This is a genomic window from Filobacillus milosensis (assembly GCF_004402015.1).
In the GTDB taxonomy this organism is placed as follows: Bacteria; Bacillota; Bacilli; order Bacillales; family Alkalibacillaceae; genus Filobacillus; species Filobacillus milosensis.
On the sequence record NZ_SOPW01000001.1, the window covers coordinates 104,222 to 123,609 of the forward strand.

The 19,388-nt window shown below is 35.1% G+C and carries 25 protein-coding genes and 1 other annotated feature; of the genes, 1 reads left to right on the plus strand and 24 read right to left on the minus strand.

Annotation, left to right across the window (positions count from 1 at the left end):
- Nucleotides 1-3: 3 nt before the first annotated feature.
- Nucleotides 4-1,287 (minus strand): ArsB/NhaD family transporter, encoded by a 1,284-nt coding sequence (locus E3U55_RS00535; protein ID WP_134338372.1) that lies wholly within the window; start codon nucleotides 1,285-1,287, stop codon nucleotides 4-6.
- A gap of 123 nt (nucleotides 1,288-1,410) precedes the next feature.
- Between E3U55_RS00535 and E3U55_RS00540 the strand changes: the two genes are divergently transcribed.
- The gene (locus E3U55_RS00540) at nucleotides 1,411-1,776 is read left to right on the plus strand and encodes a TIGR04086 family membrane protein (RefSeq protein WP_134338373.1); all 366 of its coding nucleotides are present in this window, start codon (nucleotides 1,411-1,413) and stop codon (nucleotides 1,774-1,776) included.
- Nucleotides 1,777-1,820: 44 nt separating this feature from the next.
- On the opposite strand, the gene yajC is transcribed toward E3U55_RS00540, so the two are convergent.
- From yajC to mreC, 23 genes are all read right to left on the minus strand, one after another.
- A complete protein-coding gene (gene yajC, locus E3U55_RS00545) occupies nucleotides 1,821-2,084 on the minus strand; it encodes a preprotein translocase subunit YajC (RefSeq protein WP_134338374.1) in 264 nt (87 codons plus the stop codon).
- Between the two features lie 15 nt (nucleotides 2,085-2,099).
- A complete protein-coding gene (tgt, locus tag E3U55_RS00550; protein ID WP_134338375.1) occupies nucleotides 2,100-3,239 on the minus strand; it encodes a tRNA guanosine(34) transglycosylase Tgt in 1,140 nt (379 codons plus the stop codon).
- Nucleotides 3,240-3,254: 15 nt separating this feature from the next.
- A complete protein-coding gene (gene queA, locus E3U55_RS00555) occupies nucleotides 3,255-4,283 on the minus strand; it encodes a tRNA preQ1(34) S-adenosylmethionine ribosyltransferase-isomerase QueA (protein WP_134338376.1) in 1,029 nt (342 codons plus the stop codon).
- A 17-nt stretch (nucleotides 4,284-4,300) separates the two neighbouring features.
- Nucleotides 4,301-4,498 (minus strand): DUF2905 family protein, encoded by a 198-nt coding sequence (locus tag E3U55_RS00560; RefSeq protein WP_134338586.1) that lies wholly within the window; start codon nucleotides 4,496-4,498, stop codon nucleotides 4,301-4,303.
- Nucleotides 4,499-4,503: 5 nt separating this feature from the next.
- Nucleotides 4,504-5,499, minus strand: a complete 996-nt coding sequence (gene ruvB, locus E3U55_RS00565) for a Holliday junction branch migration DNA helicase RuvB (protein WP_134338377.1) — start codon at nucleotides 5,497-5,499, stop codon at nucleotides 4,504-4,506.
- A gap of 16 nt (nucleotides 5,500-5,515) precedes the next feature.
- On the minus strand, nucleotides 5,516-6,121 hold the full coding sequence (gene ruvA / locus E3U55_RS00570) for a Holliday junction branch migration protein RuvA (RefSeq protein ID WP_134338378.1): 606 nt from the start codon (nucleotides 6,119-6,121) through the stop codon (nucleotides 5,516-5,518).
- A gap of 114 nt (nucleotides 6,122-6,235) precedes the next feature.
- The gene (locus tag E3U55_RS00575) at nucleotides 6,236-6,955 is read right to left on the minus strand and encodes a YebC/PmpR family DNA-binding transcriptional regulator (protein WP_134338379.1); all 720 of its coding nucleotides are present in this window, start codon (nucleotides 6,953-6,955) and stop codon (nucleotides 6,236-6,238) included.
- Nucleotides 6,956-6,978: 23 nt separating this feature from the next.
- Nucleotides 6,979-7,737: a (S)-benzoin forming benzil reductase gene (locus E3U55_RS00580; protein WP_134338380.1), complete on the minus strand. Its 759-nt coding sequence runs from the start codon at nucleotides 7,735-7,737 to the stop codon at nucleotides 6,979-6,981.
- A 60-nt stretch (nucleotides 7,738-7,797) separates the two neighbouring features.
- The gene (locus E3U55_RS00585; protein ID WP_194840777.1) at nucleotides 7,798-8,304 is read right to left on the minus strand and encodes a YhcN/YlaJ family sporulation lipoprotein; all 507 of its coding nucleotides are present in this window, start codon (nucleotides 8,302-8,304) and stop codon (nucleotides 7,798-7,800) included.
- 52 nt (nucleotides 8,305-8,356) lie between these two features.
- Complete coding sequence (gene nadE / locus E3U55_RS00590; RefSeq protein ID WP_134338382.1) at nucleotides 8,357-9,115, minus strand: NAD(+) synthase; 759 nt, start codon at nucleotides 9,113-9,115, stop codon at nucleotides 8,357-8,359.
- Between the two features lie 70 nt (nucleotides 9,116-9,185).
- Nucleotides 9,186-9,767 (minus strand): LysM peptidoglycan-binding domain-containing protein, encoded by a 582-nt coding sequence (locus tag E3U55_RS00595; RefSeq protein ID WP_134338383.1) that lies wholly within the window; start codon nucleotides 9,765-9,767, stop codon nucleotides 9,186-9,188.
- Nucleotides 9,768-9,988: 221 nt separating this feature from the next.
- Nucleotides 9,989-11,281, minus strand: coding sequence for a GTPase ObgE (obgE, locus tag E3U55_RS00600; RefSeq protein ID WP_134338384.1), 1,293 nt, complete (start codon nucleotides 11,279-11,281; stop codon nucleotides 9,989-9,991).
- A 9-nt stretch (nucleotides 11,282-11,290) separates the two neighbouring features.
- Nucleotides 11,291-11,800: a Spo0B domain-containing protein gene (locus tag E3U55_RS00605; RefSeq protein ID WP_194840778.1), complete on the minus strand. Its 510-nt coding sequence runs from the start codon at nucleotides 11,798-11,800 to the stop codon at nucleotides 11,291-11,293.
- Between the two features lie 153 nt (nucleotides 11,801-11,953).
- A complete protein-coding gene (gene rpmA, locus E3U55_RS00610; RefSeq protein ID WP_134338386.1) occupies nucleotides 11,954-12,244 on the minus strand; it encodes a 50S ribosomal protein L27 in 291 nt (96 codons plus the stop codon).
- Between the two features lie 14 nt (nucleotides 12,245-12,258).
- Nucleotides 12,259-12,591, minus strand: a complete 333-nt coding sequence (locus E3U55_RS00615; RefSeq protein WP_134338387.1) for a ribosomal-processing cysteine protease Prp — start codon at nucleotides 12,589-12,591, stop codon at nucleotides 12,259-12,261.
- Nucleotides 12,592-12,603: 12 nt separating this feature from the next.
- On the minus strand, nucleotides 12,604-12,912 hold the full coding sequence (gene rplU, locus E3U55_RS00620; RefSeq protein WP_134338388.1) for a 50S ribosomal protein L21: 309 nt from the start codon (nucleotides 12,910-12,912) through the stop codon (nucleotides 12,604-12,606).
- 14 nt (nucleotides 12,913-12,926) lie between these two features.
- Nucleotides 12,927-13,001 (minus strand) — a sequence feature (ribosomal protein L21 leader region).
- Between the two features lie 40 nt (nucleotides 13,002-13,041).
- Nucleotides 13,042-14,445 carry a ribonuclease E/G gene (locus E3U55_RS00625; RefSeq protein WP_134338389.1) on the minus strand — a complete coding sequence of 468 codons (1,404 nt, stop codon included), beginning with the start codon at nucleotides 14,443-14,445 and terminating at the stop codon, nucleotides 13,042-13,044.
- Nucleotides 14,446-15,219: a site-2 protease family protein gene (locus E3U55_RS00630; protein WP_228547440.1), complete on the minus strand. Its 774-nt coding sequence runs from the start codon at nucleotides 15,217-15,219 to the stop codon at nucleotides 14,446-14,448. It lies immediately after the preceding gene.
- A gap of 58 nt (nucleotides 15,220-15,277) precedes the next feature.
- Entirely contained in the window at nucleotides 15,278-16,042 is a 765-nt protein-coding gene (locus E3U55_RS00635; protein ID WP_134338391.1) for a M23 family metallopeptidase, read from the minus strand.
- A 404-nt stretch (nucleotides 16,043-16,446) separates the two neighbouring features.
- Nucleotides 16,447-17,244: a septum site-determining protein MinD gene (minD, locus tag E3U55_RS00640; protein WP_134338392.1), complete on the minus strand. Its 798-nt coding sequence runs from the start codon at nucleotides 17,242-17,244 to the stop codon at nucleotides 16,447-16,449.
- A 3-nt stretch (nucleotides 17,245-17,247) separates the two neighbouring features.
- Nucleotides 17,248-17,919, minus strand: a complete 672-nt coding sequence (gene minC / locus E3U55_RS00645; protein WP_134338393.1) for a septum site-determining protein MinC — start codon at nucleotides 17,917-17,919, stop codon at nucleotides 17,248-17,250.
- 36 nt (nucleotides 17,920-17,955) lie between these two features.
- Nucleotides 17,956-18,486 (minus strand): rod shape-determining protein MreD, encoded by a 531-nt coding sequence (gene mreD, locus E3U55_RS00650; RefSeq protein WP_194840780.1) that lies wholly within the window; start codon nucleotides 18,484-18,486, stop codon nucleotides 17,956-17,958.
- A gap of 1 nt (nucleotide 18,487) precedes the next feature.
- Nucleotides 18,488-19,384, minus strand: coding sequence for a rod shape-determining protein MreC (mreC, locus tag E3U55_RS00655; protein WP_134338395.1), 897 nt, complete (start codon nucleotides 19,382-19,384; stop codon nucleotides 18,488-18,490).
- Nucleotides 19,385-19,388 lie beyond the last annotated feature (4 nt).

A 19,388-nucleotide genomic window follows, 5' to 3' on the forward strand; every position in this document is an offset into this window, starting at 1 on the left:
AAGTTATACAAAGTATCGAAGTGTAATATAAATGGTGGATATCACTAGAGAAATAAGAACAATAACTAGACCATAAAACATAAATTTGATGAAGTGAATTTTTTCACCTTGAGTACTGGCAATACCTGCAACAACGACATTTGCCGATGCACCTAATAGCGAACCATTTCCACCTAAACAAGCACCTAATGCAAGCGCCCACCATAAAGGATCAATTGGTTTTACACCAAACGATTGAAATTCCTCAATGACTGGAATCATAGACGCCACATAAGGTATGTTATCTACAAATCCAGATAATATGCCTGCAGACCATAGTATGACTAATGATGATGTAAATGAATCTCCTTCAGTCCAATCAATAAAAGTATAAGCTACACGATCAATAATTCCTGCCTTCTCTAAACCACCCACTAGAACAAACAAGCCAACAAAGAAGAACAGGGTTGTCCATTCAACCTTTTGAAAAACAATCTCACTAGACTCATCATTTTCTGATATTAATAACATTAATAAAGCTGAAATTATCGCAATGGTCGTTAACTCAACATGTAAAAAACCGTGTAGTGTAAAAGCTATAATTGTAAGGAGAAGAATAATAAGAGATTGGTACAATAATGGCGTCTTTTTCAATGAATCAGATGGATTTAAATTCTCTATAAATCCTTCTTCCATGCGATTATACGATGTTAGTGCACTCTTAAACATAAGGTAAAGCAAGGCCATTGAAGTTATATGTATGACGACTACAACAGGACCTAAATGTAGTAAAAAGTCCAGAAAATCAAAATAAGGAACAGCTTGTCCAATCATAATATTAGGTGGATCTCCTATCATAGTGGCTGTTCCACCGACATTAGAACTAATAATAACACTAACTAAATACGGAAAAGCTTTTAAATTTAGTTGCTTAATCATGTGTAATAATACCGGAACTAAAAGTAAAACTGTTGTGACGTTATCTAATAGAGCGGATCCAACAGCAGTCAAAGTTCCAATCCAAAAAAATAGGGCAACAGGTTTACCACTAACACGTTTAATCATCCATAAAGCTATAAATTCAAAAACACCAGTTCGTTGTGTAATTGAGATCATAACCATCATAGAAAATAATAACGCAATCGTACTCCAATCTACATAGGAAGATAAAGCTTCATCCCAGGAAAACACACCAAACAAAACCATTAATGCCGCACCTGTTGCAGCTATTAGAGCTCGATTAATCTTATCCAATAGTAAAAACACATAGCTTATGACAAAGATTGTCATAACAATCATAGCTTCCATATTTTTATCCCCTTTGTAAGTCTCCCTTACAAATAAATACGTCTTTTCTAAGTGAAACATGCATATTTTATATTAAAGAACATTCGCCTTGGGCGTAATAAGAGAACTTAAGGAGGTTATTCTATGAGTGAGAGAATGAGAGCTAGTTTATATGGAGTCCTTTCCATCATTGCGTTAATGTTAATTAGCAGTCTAATGATCGCTTTAATTGTGAACTTCTCGGATATGTCAAGCTCGGCTTTCAAATGGACAAGTTTTATTACCAGTGTATTAGTATTAATGATTGGTGGCTTTATTGGTGGGGGTAAGACAGAGGAAAAAGGCTGGATGACAGGACTGATTGTGGGTGTATTATACGTTGTAGGTATCATTCTTTATCAATTCTTAGCACAAGATGCGTGGATGTATGAAAACCAGCTATTATACTTCTTAATCTTTGTTGTAGCTGCGATTGTGGGGAGCATGATGGGAGTAAACACACGAAAATAAAAATAGAGCCGACTCTATTAAAATGAGTCGGCTCTCGTTATTCATTAATTAGACTGAACAACTTCTCGCACAGCTGAACGATCGTATGTAAGTTTCGTTCCTTCATCAACTTCAATCACTAGTGTGCCTTCATCTAATGCATGTACATTTCCATGAAGCCCACCAATAGTGATGATACGATCTCCCTTTTGTAAATTCTGTTGCATATCTTTAACTTGCTTCTGACGCTTTTGTTGTGGACGAATTAAAATCAACCAGAACAATAGAATAAAAAGAATAATTGGTAGTAAACCGCTTAAAATATCCACTGCTGCCCCTCCTTTCTAAAAGTTCTTTGCATTTGGTTTATTAAAACCATACTGATCAAAAAATTGATCACGAAAATCGCCTAAACGATCTTCTCTTATGGCTTCTCTCACATTCTCCATTAATTTTATCAAAAAGTAAAGATTATGATAAGTCGTAAGCCTTATTCCTAATGTTTCATTAGTCTTAATTAAATGTCTGATATATGCCTTTGTATAATTACGGCATGTATAACAATCACAATTCTCATCTAATGGCGTAAAGTCTTTGGCAAATTTTGCATTACGTACAACTAAACGACCATTTGATGTCATGCATGTCCCATTTCGAGCGATACGTGTCGGTAACACACAGTCAAACATATCAACACCACGTATAGCTCCATCAACCAGCGAGTCCGGTGAACCCACTCCCATTAAATATCTGGGCTTGTCCTCTGGAAGTAAAGGTGTAGTAAAATCTAATACACGATTCATCACATCTTTAGGTTCACCTACAGACAGTCCTCCTATGGCATAGCCTGGGAAATCCATAGATATTAAATCCTTGGCACTTTGCTTTCTAAGCTCTTCATACTCACCACCTTGAACGATACCAAACAACCCTTGTTGGTCAGGTTTTTGATGTGCCTCTAAACAACGCTCTGCCCAACGACTTGTTCGTTCAACAGATGCTTTCATATACTCATGAGTTGCAGGGTAAGGAGGACATTCATCAAAAGCCATCATAATATCTGAACCAAGTGAGTTTTGAATTCGCATAGCTCCTTCAGGTGATAAAAAGAGCTTTTCTCCACTTAAATGATGTCTAAAATGGACCCCGTCTTCTTCAATTTTCCGACGTTCACTTAAACTAAATACTTGAAAACCTCCTGAATCCGTCAGAATTGAGCCGCCCCAGTTCATGAAAGAGTGCAGACCTCCAGCTTCTTCAACAATATCTTCTCCAGGTCGTAACCAAAGATGATAAGTGTTGGATAATATAATATTCGCTCCCATAGACTCCAATTCCTCTGGAGCCATCGTTTTTACCGTAGCTAATGTACCTACAGGCATAAAGACGGGAGTCTCAAATGAACCATGAGGCGTAGTGACACGTCCTAGCCTGGCACCTGTTTGTTTACACGTTTTAATCAGTTCATAACTAACTGCTGTCATTATCATTCACCTTCACTATAAGATTAACATCGCATCACCAAAACTGAAAAAGCGATAGCGCTCCTCTACAGCTTTGTAATAAGCCTCCAGAATAAATTCTTTGTTCGCAAATGCACTTACTAACATGATTAAAGTGGATTTCGGTAAGTGGAAGTTCGTAATCATCGCATCAATTGCTCTGAATTGATAAGGAGGATAAATAAAAATATCTGTCCATCCACTTTTAGCTTTAAATTGTCCGCTTTCATCTCTTGCAATGGTTTCTAATGTTCGAACAGATGTAGTCCCAACTGCATAGATTTTGTTCCCACTATTTTTAACATCATTTAATAAAGATGCTGTGTCTTCACTCATTTGATAAAACTCTGAGTGCATATCATGTTCTTCAATATTATCAACTTGTACTGGCCGGAAAGTACCTAGACCGACATGTAAAGTTATATAAGCTATTTTAACACCTTTTTGTTTAATCTGATCGAGCAACTCTTCAGTGAAGTGTAGCCCAGCTGTTGGAGCCGCTGCAGAGCCTACTTCTTCAGCATAAACAGTCTGATATCGGTCACGGTCATCTAATTGTTCCTTAATATAAGGTGGTAACGGCATTTCACCGAGTTGATCTAGAACTTCTAAGAAAATACCATTATATTCAAAACGGATGACACGTCCACCGTGTTCTTTTAAGCCAATGCACTCAGCTGAAAGTAGTCCATCGCCAAATACAATGCGTGTACCTTCTTTTACTTTTTTTGCAGGCTTGACTAATACTTCCCATTCATCGCCTTCTTGCTGATTTAAAAGTAATACTTCTACTTTACCGCCTGTATCTTCTTTATGCCCAAATAATCGAGCAGGGAGAACTTTTGTGTTATTTAAGACTAAACAATCTCCCTCATTGAAATAATCCAAAATATGATAAAAATTACGATGATCAATGGACTCTTCTTTTCGATTTAACACCATTAACCTTGAATTTGCCCGGTTTTCTAATGGTGTTTGAGCAATTAATTCTTCAGGTAATTCAAAATCAAAATCTTCTATATTCATGTTGTGCTCACTTCCCTTTATCTAAACCTACCAATAATAAAAAAGATTAAGCTAAGTATGATACTAATAACGATTGAAGTAACTATTGGAAAATAAATGGTCGTATTCCCTTTCTTGAAGGTTATATCACCAGGTAATTTTCCAATAAAACTCCAAGCTAATCCAACAACAATCAAGACAATCCCTATTATAATAAAGATTTTACCAAAATCCATCAAGATTATTGGACCTCCCGATCAAAATGTTCATAAGCTCTCAACGTCGCAACACGCCCTCTAGGTGTTCGTTGTATGAACCCCTGCTGAAGTAGAAATGGTTCATAGACATCTTCAATAGTTTGAGATTCTTCCCCTATCGTTGCTGAAATTGTATCTAAACCTACAGGACCACCCTGGAATTTATCAATGATTCCTAATAAATATTTATGGTCAATGTGGTCTAAGCCTGCAACGTCAACTTGCAACATGGATAAAGCTTTTTGGGTAGTAGCGAAAGTTATTGACGGTTCCTGTTTAACTTGCGCAATATCACGTACACGTTTCAATAAGCGATTAGCTATACGTGGCGTACCTCTAGATCTTGAAGCAATTTCATCTGCTGCATCATGATTAATTTCAATCTCAAATATATCTGCTGTTCTCTTTATAATCATGCTCAATTCTTCCACATTATAAAACTCTAATCGGCTAAGTACACCAAAACGATCACGTAAAGGAGCAGATAGTAAGCCTGCACGTGTCGTTGCTCCAACTAAAGTAAAAGGTGGAAGATCTAATCGGACAGAACGTGCTTCAGAACCTTGCCCGATCACTATATCTAAAACGAAGTCTTCCATTGCAGGGTACAAAATTTCTTCCACAGCCCTGGGTAAACGGTGGATTTCATCAATAAATAACACATCTCCCGCTTCAAGAGATGATAATATTGCAGCTAAGTCGCCCGCCCTTTCAATGGCTGGTCCAGAAGTCGTTCTAAATTGAACACCCATCTCATTTGCAATAATTGATGCTAACGTCGTTTTTCCTAAACCTGGTGGTCCGTATAATAGCACATGGTCTAACGACTCTTCTCGCATTTTTGCCGCTTCAATAAATATACTTAGGTTCTCTTTTGTCTTAGATTGCCCAATATATTGAGAAAGCATTGATGGTCTTAAGCTTTGTTCGACGTCTTGATCGTCAATTTGAAGTTCACCTGAAACCATGCGTTCATCCATATTTTTCACCTTCTTTTTAACGCATTAATAACTGAAGCCCCTTCTTAACTACATCATCTGTTGATTGAGCTTCAGAAGCTTTTAACTGATTTGATATTCCTTTAATTTCACGTGATGAATAACCTAATGCCTTTAAAGCTTCAACTGCTTCATCAAAGTAAACATCTCCAGCAGGGGTTGTAACCACTTCACCTACTGGTTGACTTATTTGCGAGTTCATCCATTCAGAAACTTTCCCTTTTAAATCCAAGATCATTTGTCTCGCTGTTTTCTTACCGACACCTGGAAATTTAGTTAGATATTGATCATCTTCATTCTCAATAGCCATAGCAAAATCGTGTGCAGAAGTTTGTCCCACAATATTCAATGCATTTTTTGGCCCTATTCCAGAAACATTTAATAATTTCTTGAAAATTTCTTTTTCTTCTTGCTCTTTAAACCCATATAAAATTTGAGCATCTTCTCGAACATGTAAATATGTATGTATTTTAATTTGTTGGTCAATTTCCTTTTGAAAACGATACGGATTGGGGCAAAAAATTTCATAGCCAACCCCAGATACATCTAAGACAACATGGTCTTCATTTAAAGAAACTAATTCCCCTTTTATGTATGCGTACATTTGGTTCCTCCTAATATTAATAAAACAAATGTTCTACCCATAGTGTAACATGTTTTAAATTATTAGAGATATAAAAAATGTGAAAACCTCCCCCTAAAAGGAGAGGCTCACCATTTACTGCATGTTATGATACACTTCCTGAACATCATCAAGATCTTCAAGCATATCCACCATTTTGTTCATATCTTCTTGCTGGTTTTCTTCAATTGATGTATAAGTATCAGGAAACATAGATAATTCAGCGACTTCAAGCACATATGATTCTTTTAAAACATTTCTAACTTCTTCAAAGTCTTCTACTGTTGTGTACACTTCAAAAACTTCATCACTAGCCTCAACTTCTTCGCATCCTGCTTCAATTGCCTCCAGCATGAATGTTTCCTCATCTACATCTAAATCTTCACGCTTAATCACGATGTAACCTTTACGATGGAACATAAAGGATACGCAGCCATTTTCACCAAGATTGCCATTGTTCTTTGAGAAAGCATGACGTACTTCAGACGCCGTACGATTCCTGTTATCGGTTAATGCTTCAACCATTACAGCTACACCGCCAGGACCATAGCCTTCATAAACCATTTCTTCGTAGTTTTCCCCTTCAACATTTCCTGTTGCTTTGTTAATCGCACGATCAATGTTGTCATTAGGCATATTATTGGATTTTGCCTTATCTACTGCTAAACGAAGAGCAGAATTTGTCTCCATGTCACTGCCTCCTTGTTTAGCAGCAACATAAATCTCTTTAGCTAATTTCATGAAAATTTTTCCGCGCTTAGCATCCTTAGCGCCCTTTTTATGTTTAATATTATGCCATTTTGAATGACCTGCCATAATAATCTCCTCCCCTTAAAGAATTATTTAACTAGATCATAAACTCGGTAAACCTTACCGTTTTCTATTTCATCAGGTTTTTGGATTAAATCTGTAAGTAAATCAGCGACCTCTTTTGGACTTCTAAGTTTACCTTCTTCTTTATATTGCTTGAATTTATCAACGTTTTTAAAGTCCTCTTCATCGCTGCTTCGAATTTCCTCTTGCATCTCCGTATCCATAACTCCTGGGCTGAAAGCGATATGAAGATCTTTTGATTTTAATTCTTTAGCTTCTAGAGCTGCCGTTTCCGTGTACATATTCACAGCAGATTTTGTGGAACAATAAGCATTCCAGCCATATACACCATTTTCCCCAGCACCAGAAGATATGTTTACAACAAATAAGCGATTGGACTCAACATGTTTCTTCATTGTATTGACCATTAACATAATTGCAGTTAAATTAACTGAAATATGTTTAACAATGTCGTGGTTCTCTAATGAACCAACAGGACCGATTGGTGTAACCATTCCGGCATTATTAACAATTAATAGTTCTTCAATGTTCTGATCTTGTAGCTTTGTTACGATTTCATATAACACATCATTTAATTTTTCTAAATCACTTAGATCACATGAATGGTGATAATAAGATTGGCGATTTTCATTAGCTAAATTTTTAAGTTCATTAGTTTTTCTTTTTCTGGAAATCGTAAATAGATTATAACCCTGTGTTAGTAAATTTTTGGCCGTTTCTTCACCCAAACCTCGTGAAGCGCCAGTAACAATTGCAAATTTCATTATTTCCCCGCCTCCGTTATGTATAAGAAAAGGAGAAGAAAACTCCTTTTCTAGAATTCATTAATCTTTTTTACGGTCTTCAATCCGATTGTGATATTCCTGGTTAACATAAACTGTAACATCTGTACGACCAGTTATATTTTCCACTACTTCTTTAACTTTTGCAATGGCTTCATCTTCCGTGACGCGATTAGCTAAATGTACAGCTACATAAATTTGCTGGTCCTGAACAGAAACACCAACTTCAATAAACTCACGCATGTTTCTTAACTCATAATAAATATTACGATTTAAATCATTCTGCTCTCTGAATTTCTCAGAGCGAATTCGCTTAGAATTATCGGTATTCCCTAATGATTTATCAGTTTCTCGCTGCTCATAATATTCATAAGGGTTCTCATAATTATTATAGCGAATTAACTCTTCATCAGTTGGCCTTTCCTGATCAAATTGGATTTCTGTCGTTTCTTCAGAATTTGAAATACTCTCCTCTTGCTTTTCAGGATTAACATACGTACACGCGCCAAGTAACATTATACTAAAAAACACAATCATTTTCTTAAACATGAAAACACCTCCGTATTCATTAGTTTGAAATAAGAGGTGTTTCATCATTCGTTTATTCTAATGTGAAATGATGGAAATCTGGTGGAGATGGTGGTAATGCACGTTTATGAGCCGTTCGTTCATGCATTTTAATAATTGTTTTTTCTGATTCCTCATCCACTTTTTCTCCACGTAAAAAAGCATCAATTGTATCGTATGATACACCCATTTCACTTTCATCCGTTTGACCATCCCAAAGTCCTGCACTTGGATCCTTTGTGATAATCTTATCCGGCACACCTAGTTCTCGAGCTAAATCTCGAACTTCTGATTTTGTATAATGTAATAGCGGAACTAAATCAACTCCACCATCACCGTATTTTGTAAAATAACCTGTATACCATTCAGCAGCATTATCAGTTCCAACGACGAGATAATTATAATTAGTTGCAATGGTATAAAGTGTGCTCATTCTTAACCTTGCACGAAGATTGGCATCGGCTAATTGTTCATTATTTACATTCCAGTCATTTTTACTTTCCAAAGAAGTCTTAATGCCATTTAAAAGCAGATCATGTTGCTCTGATAAATCTACAGTTACTGAATCAATGCCCGAACCTTCAATAACTAATTGAGCATCTGCTTCATCTTGACCATTACTTTTACAGGGCATAACTACACCTAGTGAGTTATTCGGCAAAGCTTTTTTAATTAGGTAACCTACAACGGAAGAATCAATACCTCCGCTTAAGCCAACAACTAACCCATTAACATTGGCTTCTTCAACTTTAGCCTGGAGCCATTTCGTTAATTGCTCTATATGTTTTTCCATCTAATTATTCCCCTTTAATTACGAGTACTATTTTATATATTATCATAACCTGTTTTAATTACTCAAAGAATTAGTAATAATAACCACCGCAGCCACACGGGTTATATGGGCGATACATGTAATTATAATTAGGGTAGTATGGGGCAAAATAAGCATACTGATTGACGTGTTCGTATGGATTATAGTAACTATTTCTGACTGGTTCGTTCTCATAAGGGATTGGTTCCATCACTTGAACGGGAATGTGATAATCATACATAACCGGCTGAGCGTATGGATCCGGTTGCCAATTATAATATCCTTCTGGCAAAAACTGTTGTATAAATTCATCCTCCTGATCATCATCGATCGCTGAAATCAATTTATCACTCATGACATATTCATCTTCCGCAACTATTGGTAACACTTTAGGTTTATTAGGGTCATGTGGTGGTGACAAACGTTTATTACTTACATCAATTTTTTTGCCAACATTATTAGACATTTTAGGTGACTTTTGTACATTTAAAGGCACTTTTACTTTCATTTGAGGTAAAAGCACATTACTCCTATCTAAATGCCGGTTCATTTGTATTAACTGATCAACTGTTAAATCATAAGCTTTAGCTATTGACTCAAACGTCTCTCCCTTTTGCACAACATGTATTCTCATGATGAATTTCTCCTTTCAAATTTTGAGAAAAACTTGGCTTACGCCACGCCAAAATAGCGAAAGCCTTAGTTTTTCACATACGTTAATACTTTAAGAAAGTTAATGTCCTTAAAGTATAAAATATCCCACTAACACATTATGCATATGCGAATAAAAGTTGAGCGTTTGCCTATAAATTTAATGTTAAGCGCTAATATAAAAAGGACCAGTATTCTGGTCCTTTACTCAATAAATTCAAATTCAAAATCTAACAGACGAATAATGTCACCATCTTTTGCCCCTCGTTTTCTTAATGCATCATCTACACCTAAATGACGCATTTGACGAGCAAAACGACGTACGGATTCATCTCGATTGAAATCTGTCATTTTGAAGATACGTTCAATAGTATTTCCTGATAACACATAAGCTCCATCGTCATCTCTTGTTATTTCAATCGTATCATCATCTTTTTCAAATTTATATAATACGCGTTCTTCGGTTTGAGTCTCATCTTCATCTGTTTCAAACTGATTTTTAGGAATCTTTTCTAATGTATCAGCCACAGCGAATAATAACTCTCTCACTCCGTCTTTAGTGATCGCTGAAATAGGGAAAATCGGATACTTTTCTCCTACTTGCTCTTTAAATAATTCAAGGTTGTCTTCTGAATCTGGCATATCCATCTTATTAGCTACGATTATTTGTGGTCGCTGCATCATTTTTTCATCATACTGCCTTAACTCTTCATTGATCGTAACAAAATCTTCGTATGGATCGCGTCCTTCTAAACCTGACATGTCAATCACGTGTACTATGACTCTTGTACGTTCAATGTGTCGTAAAAATTGATGGCCTAACCCAATACCTGAATGAGCCCCTTGGATTAGTCCAGGTAAATCCGCCATAACAAAGCTACGATCGTCTTCAGTTTGGACCATACCTAAATTTGGCGCCAAAGTAGTAAAATGATAATCAGCAATCTTAGGTTTGGCAGCACTAACAATTGATAATAACGTTGATTTTCCCACACTTGGAAAGCCGACTAAACCAACATCTGCTAATACTTTTAATTCTAATTTTACGTATAACTCTTCCCCTGGTGCCCCATTTTCCGCTAGCTCAGGCGCTCTGTTTCGAGCATTCGCAAAACGAATGTTTCCACGGCCTCCACGGCCACCATGAGCAATAATAGCTTGTTGTTTATGTTCGGTTAAATCTGCTATTAAATCTCCTGTATCTGCATTACGTATTGTTGTTCCTGGAGGAACCGGTACGATTAATGGATCAGAATTTTTACCATGCATACCTTTTGGCATCCCATTGACGCCTCGAGAAGCTTTAAAATGTTTTTGAAAACGGAAATCCATTAATGTATTTAAACCTTCATCAACTTCGAAAATGACATCACCGCCATTTCCTCCATCACCGCCTGCAGGTCCACCCATCGGTTCATATTTTTCACGACGAAAGGCAACGAGGCCGTTACCACCATCTCCTGCTTTGACAAAGACTTGTACCTGATCGACAAACATTTATCTCACCTACTTATAAGAAAATACAAAAGAAGTTTCTTCCTCATTATTTTCTATCATTAATTTTGAATCAGTGTTTAAAACTATATCTTTTATTTGTTCGTTACCCTTTATACGATACTTAATATACCAATCATCTTCATATTTTATTTCAATACGAATATGTAAGTCAGAAAGTGAACCTAATTCTTTTTCAAACGTCTGAATCAAATGCTTACCATCATTAAGAATGATTTCATCATATGGTTGTAACGATTGATCATTATGTTCAATGTCGAATTCTAATTTAGTTTCTCTACTATTAAGCTTTAAATGGAATAACCAATAAACAAGTTGTGGTGCATCGAGCGTTTGTAATAGACGATCCTCACCTAATTTAGTTATTAATTGATTTAATTTTTCCATCGATACATCATGCTTTTTCATGCTGCCATAACCTTGAACTAATTGCAGGTCATTCATCAAATCATGTCTGTATAATCTTAATAAATCTAAAACATCTTCAACATTTACTGACAATGCTCTCACCCTACCCTTTTTGTTTATCATACCACAATTAATATAGGGTAGAATTAAGAAAAGCTTGTCATGATTATCGACAAGCCAATTTTTAACAATTATTATAGACAAAATAAAAGCTGACTCGATTAGGAGTCAGCTTTTTTTAAAAGTTTACGCTTCCTGAACTGCAGGGTATACGCTAACTTTTTTACGGTCACGACCAAAACGCTCGAAACGTACAACACCGTCTACTTTAGCGAATAGAGTATCATCGCCACCACGGCCTACGTTTTCACCTGGGTAGATTTTTGTACCGCGTTGACGGTAAAGGATTGATCCACCAGTTACGACTTGACCGTCAGCACGTTTAGCTCCAAGACGTTTAGACTCTGAGTCACGTCCGTTCTTTGAACTACCTTGACCTTTTTTCTGTGAGAAAAACTGTAAATCTAGACGTAGCATCGAAATGCACCTCCTTATTTTTCAAAGATGGTTATATATTGATTATAATCTCTTTCAATTGTTTGGAATGTAACCAGCATCCCAGAAAGTAGCGTTTGAGCTTTATTATAAGCCTCATCAGACATTCCTTCAGGTAAGAGCATTTTAAGAAAGCCACCTTCAGTTCCCTGCTCAATCTCAGGTTCGATCTGACAAAGTTGAATAATTGAATTAACAGATCCAAATGAAACAGCTGATACTGCAGCACATACTAAATCATGACCATGTGGTCCGCTATTAGCATGCCCAGACAATTCAAATCCTGAAATGGTTTGATCGCTATTTCTAAATACTTTCAATTCAATCATAATAAAGTATCCTTACGCGTTAATTTTTTCGATCGTTACTTTTGTATAAGGTTGACGATGACCTTGTTTACGCTTGTAGTTTTTCTTTGGCTTGTATTTGAAAACAGTGATCTTACGACCTTTACCCTGCTTTTCAACTTTACCTGTAACAGTTGCGCCGTCCACTAATGGAGAACCAACTTTTACAGAATCGCCACCAACAAATAGTACTTTGTCAAACGTGATTTCTTCACCTGCTTCAGCGTCTAGCTTTTCGATGAATACTGATTGACCTTCTTCTACTTTAATTTGTTTACCACCAGTTTCGATAATTGCGTACATTCTACTGCACCTCCTCTAAGACTAAGACTCGCCATCGAGGTACTTAACAAGTAAGTTTAAAAACCTCTTCTGAGCGGTTGTAGCAACGGGTGCTACCATTAAGCATAACAAAATAAATAATACCACGATTTAAAAAAGGTTGTCAACCTTAATTCCTTGTTGTCTTAACTGTTTGTTTACCCGATTGCCGTCCTCTATTTTATACAGGGAAAACGGTTCTTGTAAAGAGGGATCTTCGCTTAATTTCAATGAAAAATTTAGCTCATGTCTTTCTTTTAATTCAAGTAAATACGCTTTCCAATTGATATTATATTTTGTCGCAACTTTTAAGTGCAGCTGATCAGTCTGTGCTGATTGATATTCTAATAATTTTTCCTCGATTTGATTCATAATCAACTCACATTGATTAGCCGACTGTGCATAATAAATTGAAAATTGATCATAAACATCAGGAAACAAGCGTTTTCTCGTCATTTCAACTATACCCAGTTTAGTAAAACCATAAATCGTGATACTAGAATCGTTCTTAAATGATTCTCTTAACTGATCAATTATTTTTTTCTTGGAAATTTTAGAATTCATATTAATAAAATCAATTAAAATCATGCCAGATAATTGTCTCAACCGAATTTGTCGTTCACACTCAACAGCTGCTTTCAGGTTAGTTTGTTCGAGGATTTGATCCTTGTTATTGTTCATTCTTGTGTTACTTGTATCAACATCAATCACAGTCATTGCTTCAGTTCGATCAATAATAATATGGCCACCACTTGATAGTGGCACTTCTCGTTTCGTTAAAAGAGACACTAATTGATTTAAATTATATGGACGATTCTTTATAAATTGCAGATCATATGAAATGTTGACTGTATTTGAACCACAAGTTTTGACTAATTGTTCTTTGAATTTTATATCATCACAAATCATTTCATTAATTTCACCAAGGTGTTTATTAAAAAATGCAGTCCAATCTGACATTGATTGGTATACTTTTTGAGGTGATTTAACATGGTTTAAAGCCCACTGAATGTTCTCCCAAATAGTCAATTGTTCCTTTAGATGACTTAAAAATATATTATCACTTAGTTCGTTGGATTGTGTTCGAATAATTAACCCAACAGGTTGATGGTTCACCAAACTAATAAGTCTTTCTCTTTCTTCTTCCTTCAGTTTTTTAGAAGTGTGAATACCTTTTTCATAAGGCAAGATAACAATATAAGGACTTTGCAGTTGAATGCTCAAATTAACTGTTACATATTTGCTTTTAGTTGCTAATTTTTCTATTTGAACTAAAACTCGTTCTCCTTGATGAACTTGATTAGGTTCTTCAAGTTTTAGAAAACCTATATCACGATTATTTAAACGCACAAAAGCGACGTTTAATCTAAAATCAACATCTTTTACGATTCCTAGAAAAACGTCGCCAATATTAAATTCATCTCGGTCTTGAATAAAGATATCCTCAAGATTGTTATTATTCATATATACCGCTAATTGTTTTTTAGTTCGACTTTGTACATAAATTTGTTTCATCTAAGCTTCCCTCGCCTGGATACTTGCAACAGTTAAAAATGGTTCATTTCGCGTAAACATGGCATGTAAACATGCATCTTCAGGTAATGGCTTTGAACTATGATCTAAATAAATATAATGGTAGTATTCTTTTTTAAAGTGTTTAACTAACTCACTTAACGGTGTATTAGAAGCTGCCCTTAATACTGCGATGTTAGTTTGTTCAATATCTGAAATAAAATATCTAGCCAATAAATGTTTAAGTAAAATTATATGTTTATTACGCCAAAGTAACCAATTATCAAGCAATAAAAATATTGATAAAAACGTTAAGTGAATGCTTGTCCATTGCATTAACCATAGTATAACATTAATAACTCCAATTATGGTGATTGATGATATAGACATCCAGACCACCGCTCGATGAAAAGCTGTTACTTTAGTTAACAAAATAAAGACCATTCGTCCACCATCCAGGGGAAGAACGGGTATTAAATTAAAAAACAGTATAATCGTATTTATGATTAACAGTTGGTCGAGTAAAACGTGTTGGACCTGTATAAAATACATGATGCCTAATACAATAAATATCCAAATATGCTGTAGCGGTCCAGCAATTGTTACAACAAACTCCTCTTTACTTGGACGGTTATAAAAATCATCTGTTTCCATTACGCCACCAAAAGGCCATATCATTAACCGAGTAATATTCCATTTATAATATCTGGCAGCTATGAAGTGTCCTAATTCATGAATAGTAATTATGACAAAAAAACTAATTAATTCTATAAACATCCCCAAAAAATAACTCCCAATCAACAATAACAGTAATAAGGGATGAAATTGAATTACTCTATTCCGCATCTGTATCCCCTAGAATATATTGGACGGGGTCAACATACTGACTACCTTCTTGAACAGCAAAATACATATTTGTAAATCCAATCACTTCATCTGGTTGAACCTTGGCAATAACCTGATTCGGCGAAACGAACTGATAATGAAAAACATCAATTGTTTCTAAATGACCATAAACTGATTTTGTTCCATCTTCATGCTGAATAATGATTGTATTGCCCGTAGCATCCTTTTTCCCAGCAAACAACACCGTACCTCGATCTAAAGGATATACATTCTTATCTTCTGTCACTTCAATGTAAATACCATCTTCATAATCTCTAACCTTGTCCATTTGAACACCACTTACAGGAACAGAAACAGATTGATTACTCACAACCCTTCCACCATCTCTACCAAAATTTAAAAATGGAGTTGCAAAGTGTTCATCATACCATGCTTGTACAGTTGCAAAAGGTAAATCCTCTGTCAATGTACTATGAACAAACGGTTTTATGGTATTCAAAAGTGGAAATTGAGTTTGATAAGTAAATAAGGTAAAAAATATAATGATGGCTGACAATAAAAATTTGCTTAAATATTTAGTAGTATTAGGGCTGCTGATTTGACCATGATCTACTCTTGGAAAAGATGTATAACCGTGCTTTTCCTCATCATCTAGTAATGAATTATATGAATGTGTCGGTTTCTTTTTGGTGACAGGTCTATTCATTTTACGTTTGGCAATATTACTTCTTATTTCATCTAATTTACGATTCATCTTTCACCATTCCCTTGTCTATTTTGTACTAGCATATTCAGGAATAATGAAAGATATGATATCTATTAAAATTGAATTTTTATAGTGATATAAAAAAGAGGTTGAGACAAAAGTTTATATTTATTATAAAAAAACCGTATTATAATTTAAAAATATTAATCATAGTACAGTTTAAATATACGCTTCGTCAAAATGCTTCGCTTTCCGCAGGCACGGCTTCAACTTCCCCAAACTCACTTACGTTCGTTTGGCGTGATTTTCAGCTCGTGCTGTTCCTGCAGGAGTCTACTTATTTTGACTACGCTCATATTATATCTGCAAGTTTTTGTTCATCTTCTGAACACTCACTTATCTTTTGTCCCAGCCTCTATAAAAAACCGCATCACAATGTGATACGGTCTCTTTTATTTCATGCCTAATAGTTTTTTAACCTTTGTCATAATTCCTTCATCATTGTCAAATGACATTAGAGGAACTGATTCACCTAAAATTCGTCTTGCTATATTACGGTAGCTTATTGATGCTTTTGTATTTGGCTGAAAAGCAACAGGTTCCCCATGATGAGATGCACGAATCACATCTTCATCATCTAGTATAATTCCGAGCAATTCAATAGAAAGAGTCGATACAATTTCATCAACTGTTAACATATCTCCACTATCCATCATGTGCTTTCGAATTCGGTTAATAACTAAGTAAGGAGCGAATTCTAAGCCTTCCTGTTCTAATAACCCAATTATACGATCAGCATCACGCACGCTGGATTTTTCAGGAGTTGATATAACAATTGCTTTATCAGCACCTGCTACAGCATTCTTATAACCTTGCTCAATTCCAGCTGGACAATCTATTAAAATGTAATCATAATCTGGTTTCAATTCATCAACTAATTTACTAATTGCTTTAGGTGTAACCTCATTTTTATCACTCGTTTGAGCTGCAGGAAGCAAGTGTAGGCAATCAAAACGTTTATCTTTAACAAGTGCAGATTGTAATTTGCAACGACCTTCAATGACATCAATCAAATTAAAAATAATTCGATTTTCCAGACCTAAAACAACATCCAAGTTTCTTAAACCAATGTCAGTATCGATTAGACATACCTTTTGGCCTAACAATGCAAGTGCAGTACCAATATTTGCAGTAGTAGTTGTTTTACCTACTCCACCTTTTCCAGATGTAATTACGATTGATTCACCCATAATTTACAATCCCCTTTCAAATACATCCAGTAATTTTGGACGAATTTTTTGTATGTGTTGTAATTGTTCCAATTCAATTTGTTCAGTTGATTGATTAACAAATGCAAACTCTCTTGGAGAACCTTCCACATCATAATCAGGAGCTCTGCTAATTTTACTTGCAATCCTAATTTGATTAGGGTGCATATATGAAGCAGCAACAACACACCCTTCATCACCATCGAAACCAGCATGTGCTATTCCTCTTAATTTGCCTAAAACAAATATATTCCCTGTAGCAATAACTGTACCTCCTGGATTAACATCTCCAATTACTAGCGCATCGCCTTTCACCTCATGTATTTGACCAGAACGTATAGTTTTCATAACCGTTTTTACAGTTGTGTTTTCATATATATCATAAGCTTCATCTCGAGTAATTACATAAGAATCGATTGATTTTACTGTCAATTCACTATACTGGTCTATAGTATTTTCAATAGCATGACGCTGATCTTCATTTAAGTATCGATTTTGACTATGTAATGTGATTTCTGTCTTTCCGGAAGCTTGATTAATTTGCAGCTTTTCTTCTAGTTCTTTTAATAACGAATTAAAGGAACATTGGTCATCTAAGTAAACAACAATTCCGTTATTAGTACCTTTCATCGTAATAAAGTGACTTGATTCTGACATATAGGTACACCCCAATTTTATTTCACCAATTATTAATTACTTGATTTGTAGGTCTTGTTCCTGCCATTTTAATAATAGTTTTGAGAAAAATGGATAAATGATTAATAAAAATAATAAATTAATTAACGTTGTAGGAATTAATCTATCTTGAATAAATTCATTCATAGCCATATCGATCTGCCCAACTATCGTATATAACGTAAATAGGATAAACTCGACCGATACAATAACGACTAATCCCAACAATAATGTTACAAAGAAGTTTTGCTGTAGTACCTTTTTAAATAAATGAACGAGGTATAAAGAAACTCCGTAAGCTAAAAAATATATTCCTAATAAGTCTGTATAAACTAAATCAACCAACAACCCGAATACGATTCCATTAATTAGTCCATGGTAAGTATGAGCCTGGTCATAAAATAGTAAAATTAATAATGAAAAGATTAATATCCAATGAGGGATATAAAATAAATTATTAGACATTATAGATTCAGGTAAAAACCTAACTGCTGTACTTTCAAATACTAAAAGTATAAATAAAATGAGAGGAAGATAAAGAGATTTCAAATTACTCCTCCTCCTCTTCAAGTTGTGCTTGATTTTGTTCTGACTGTTGATCGAGTACAGGTGAATAAATATCACGATCAATTACCATCACGTGATTGATATTTAATAGATCTGCTGCAGGTTTAATTCTTGCAGTTCTAGTCAAACCATATTGGTCCAACTCTACAGAGGTCACCTCACCTATTAACAGGCCCCGTGGGAATACGCCTCCCATGCCAGAACTAATTACAGTTTGTCCAACTTCTAATTCACCACTGTCAGTCATTTCCCTGAATAGCAATGTCTTAGACTCTGAATCATAGCCTTCAATTAAACCAAAAATATCCTCATTGTTATCTACAACAACTGAGATTCTATTGTCTACGTCAAATCCACTTAACAGTTGTACTGTAGAGGTTAATTGAGACGCACCAATTACTTTACCGACCATTCCATCGGCTGTTGAAATGGCCATATTTGGTTCTACACCATGCTTTCGGCCTTTATTAATCTTAACCTGATCAAACCATTGTTCAGGACTTCTAGATATTACTGTTGCTTTAATGGGTGTATAATCACTAATCATCTCATCAAAATTCACAATTGAGCGTAATTCTTCATTTTCTTTTTTTAGCTCATTTACTTGAAACGCTAGAGTTTTGTAATCCTGTAATTCTTCTTTCAATACTTCGTTTTGGTTATATACATCTCTAATATCTTTAACATTATCAAAAAAACCAATTACTAAATTGACCGGTTGATATACTATATTTTGAAAGAAACCGACCGTATCTGAAACGAATTGTGCACCAATATTTGATTGTTCATCTGCTCTCATTGAATAACCAATAAGGACAACTATTAATATAATACTTGTAAATAAAACAATTAATTTTCTTCTTCTAAAAAACGAAGGCATAAAT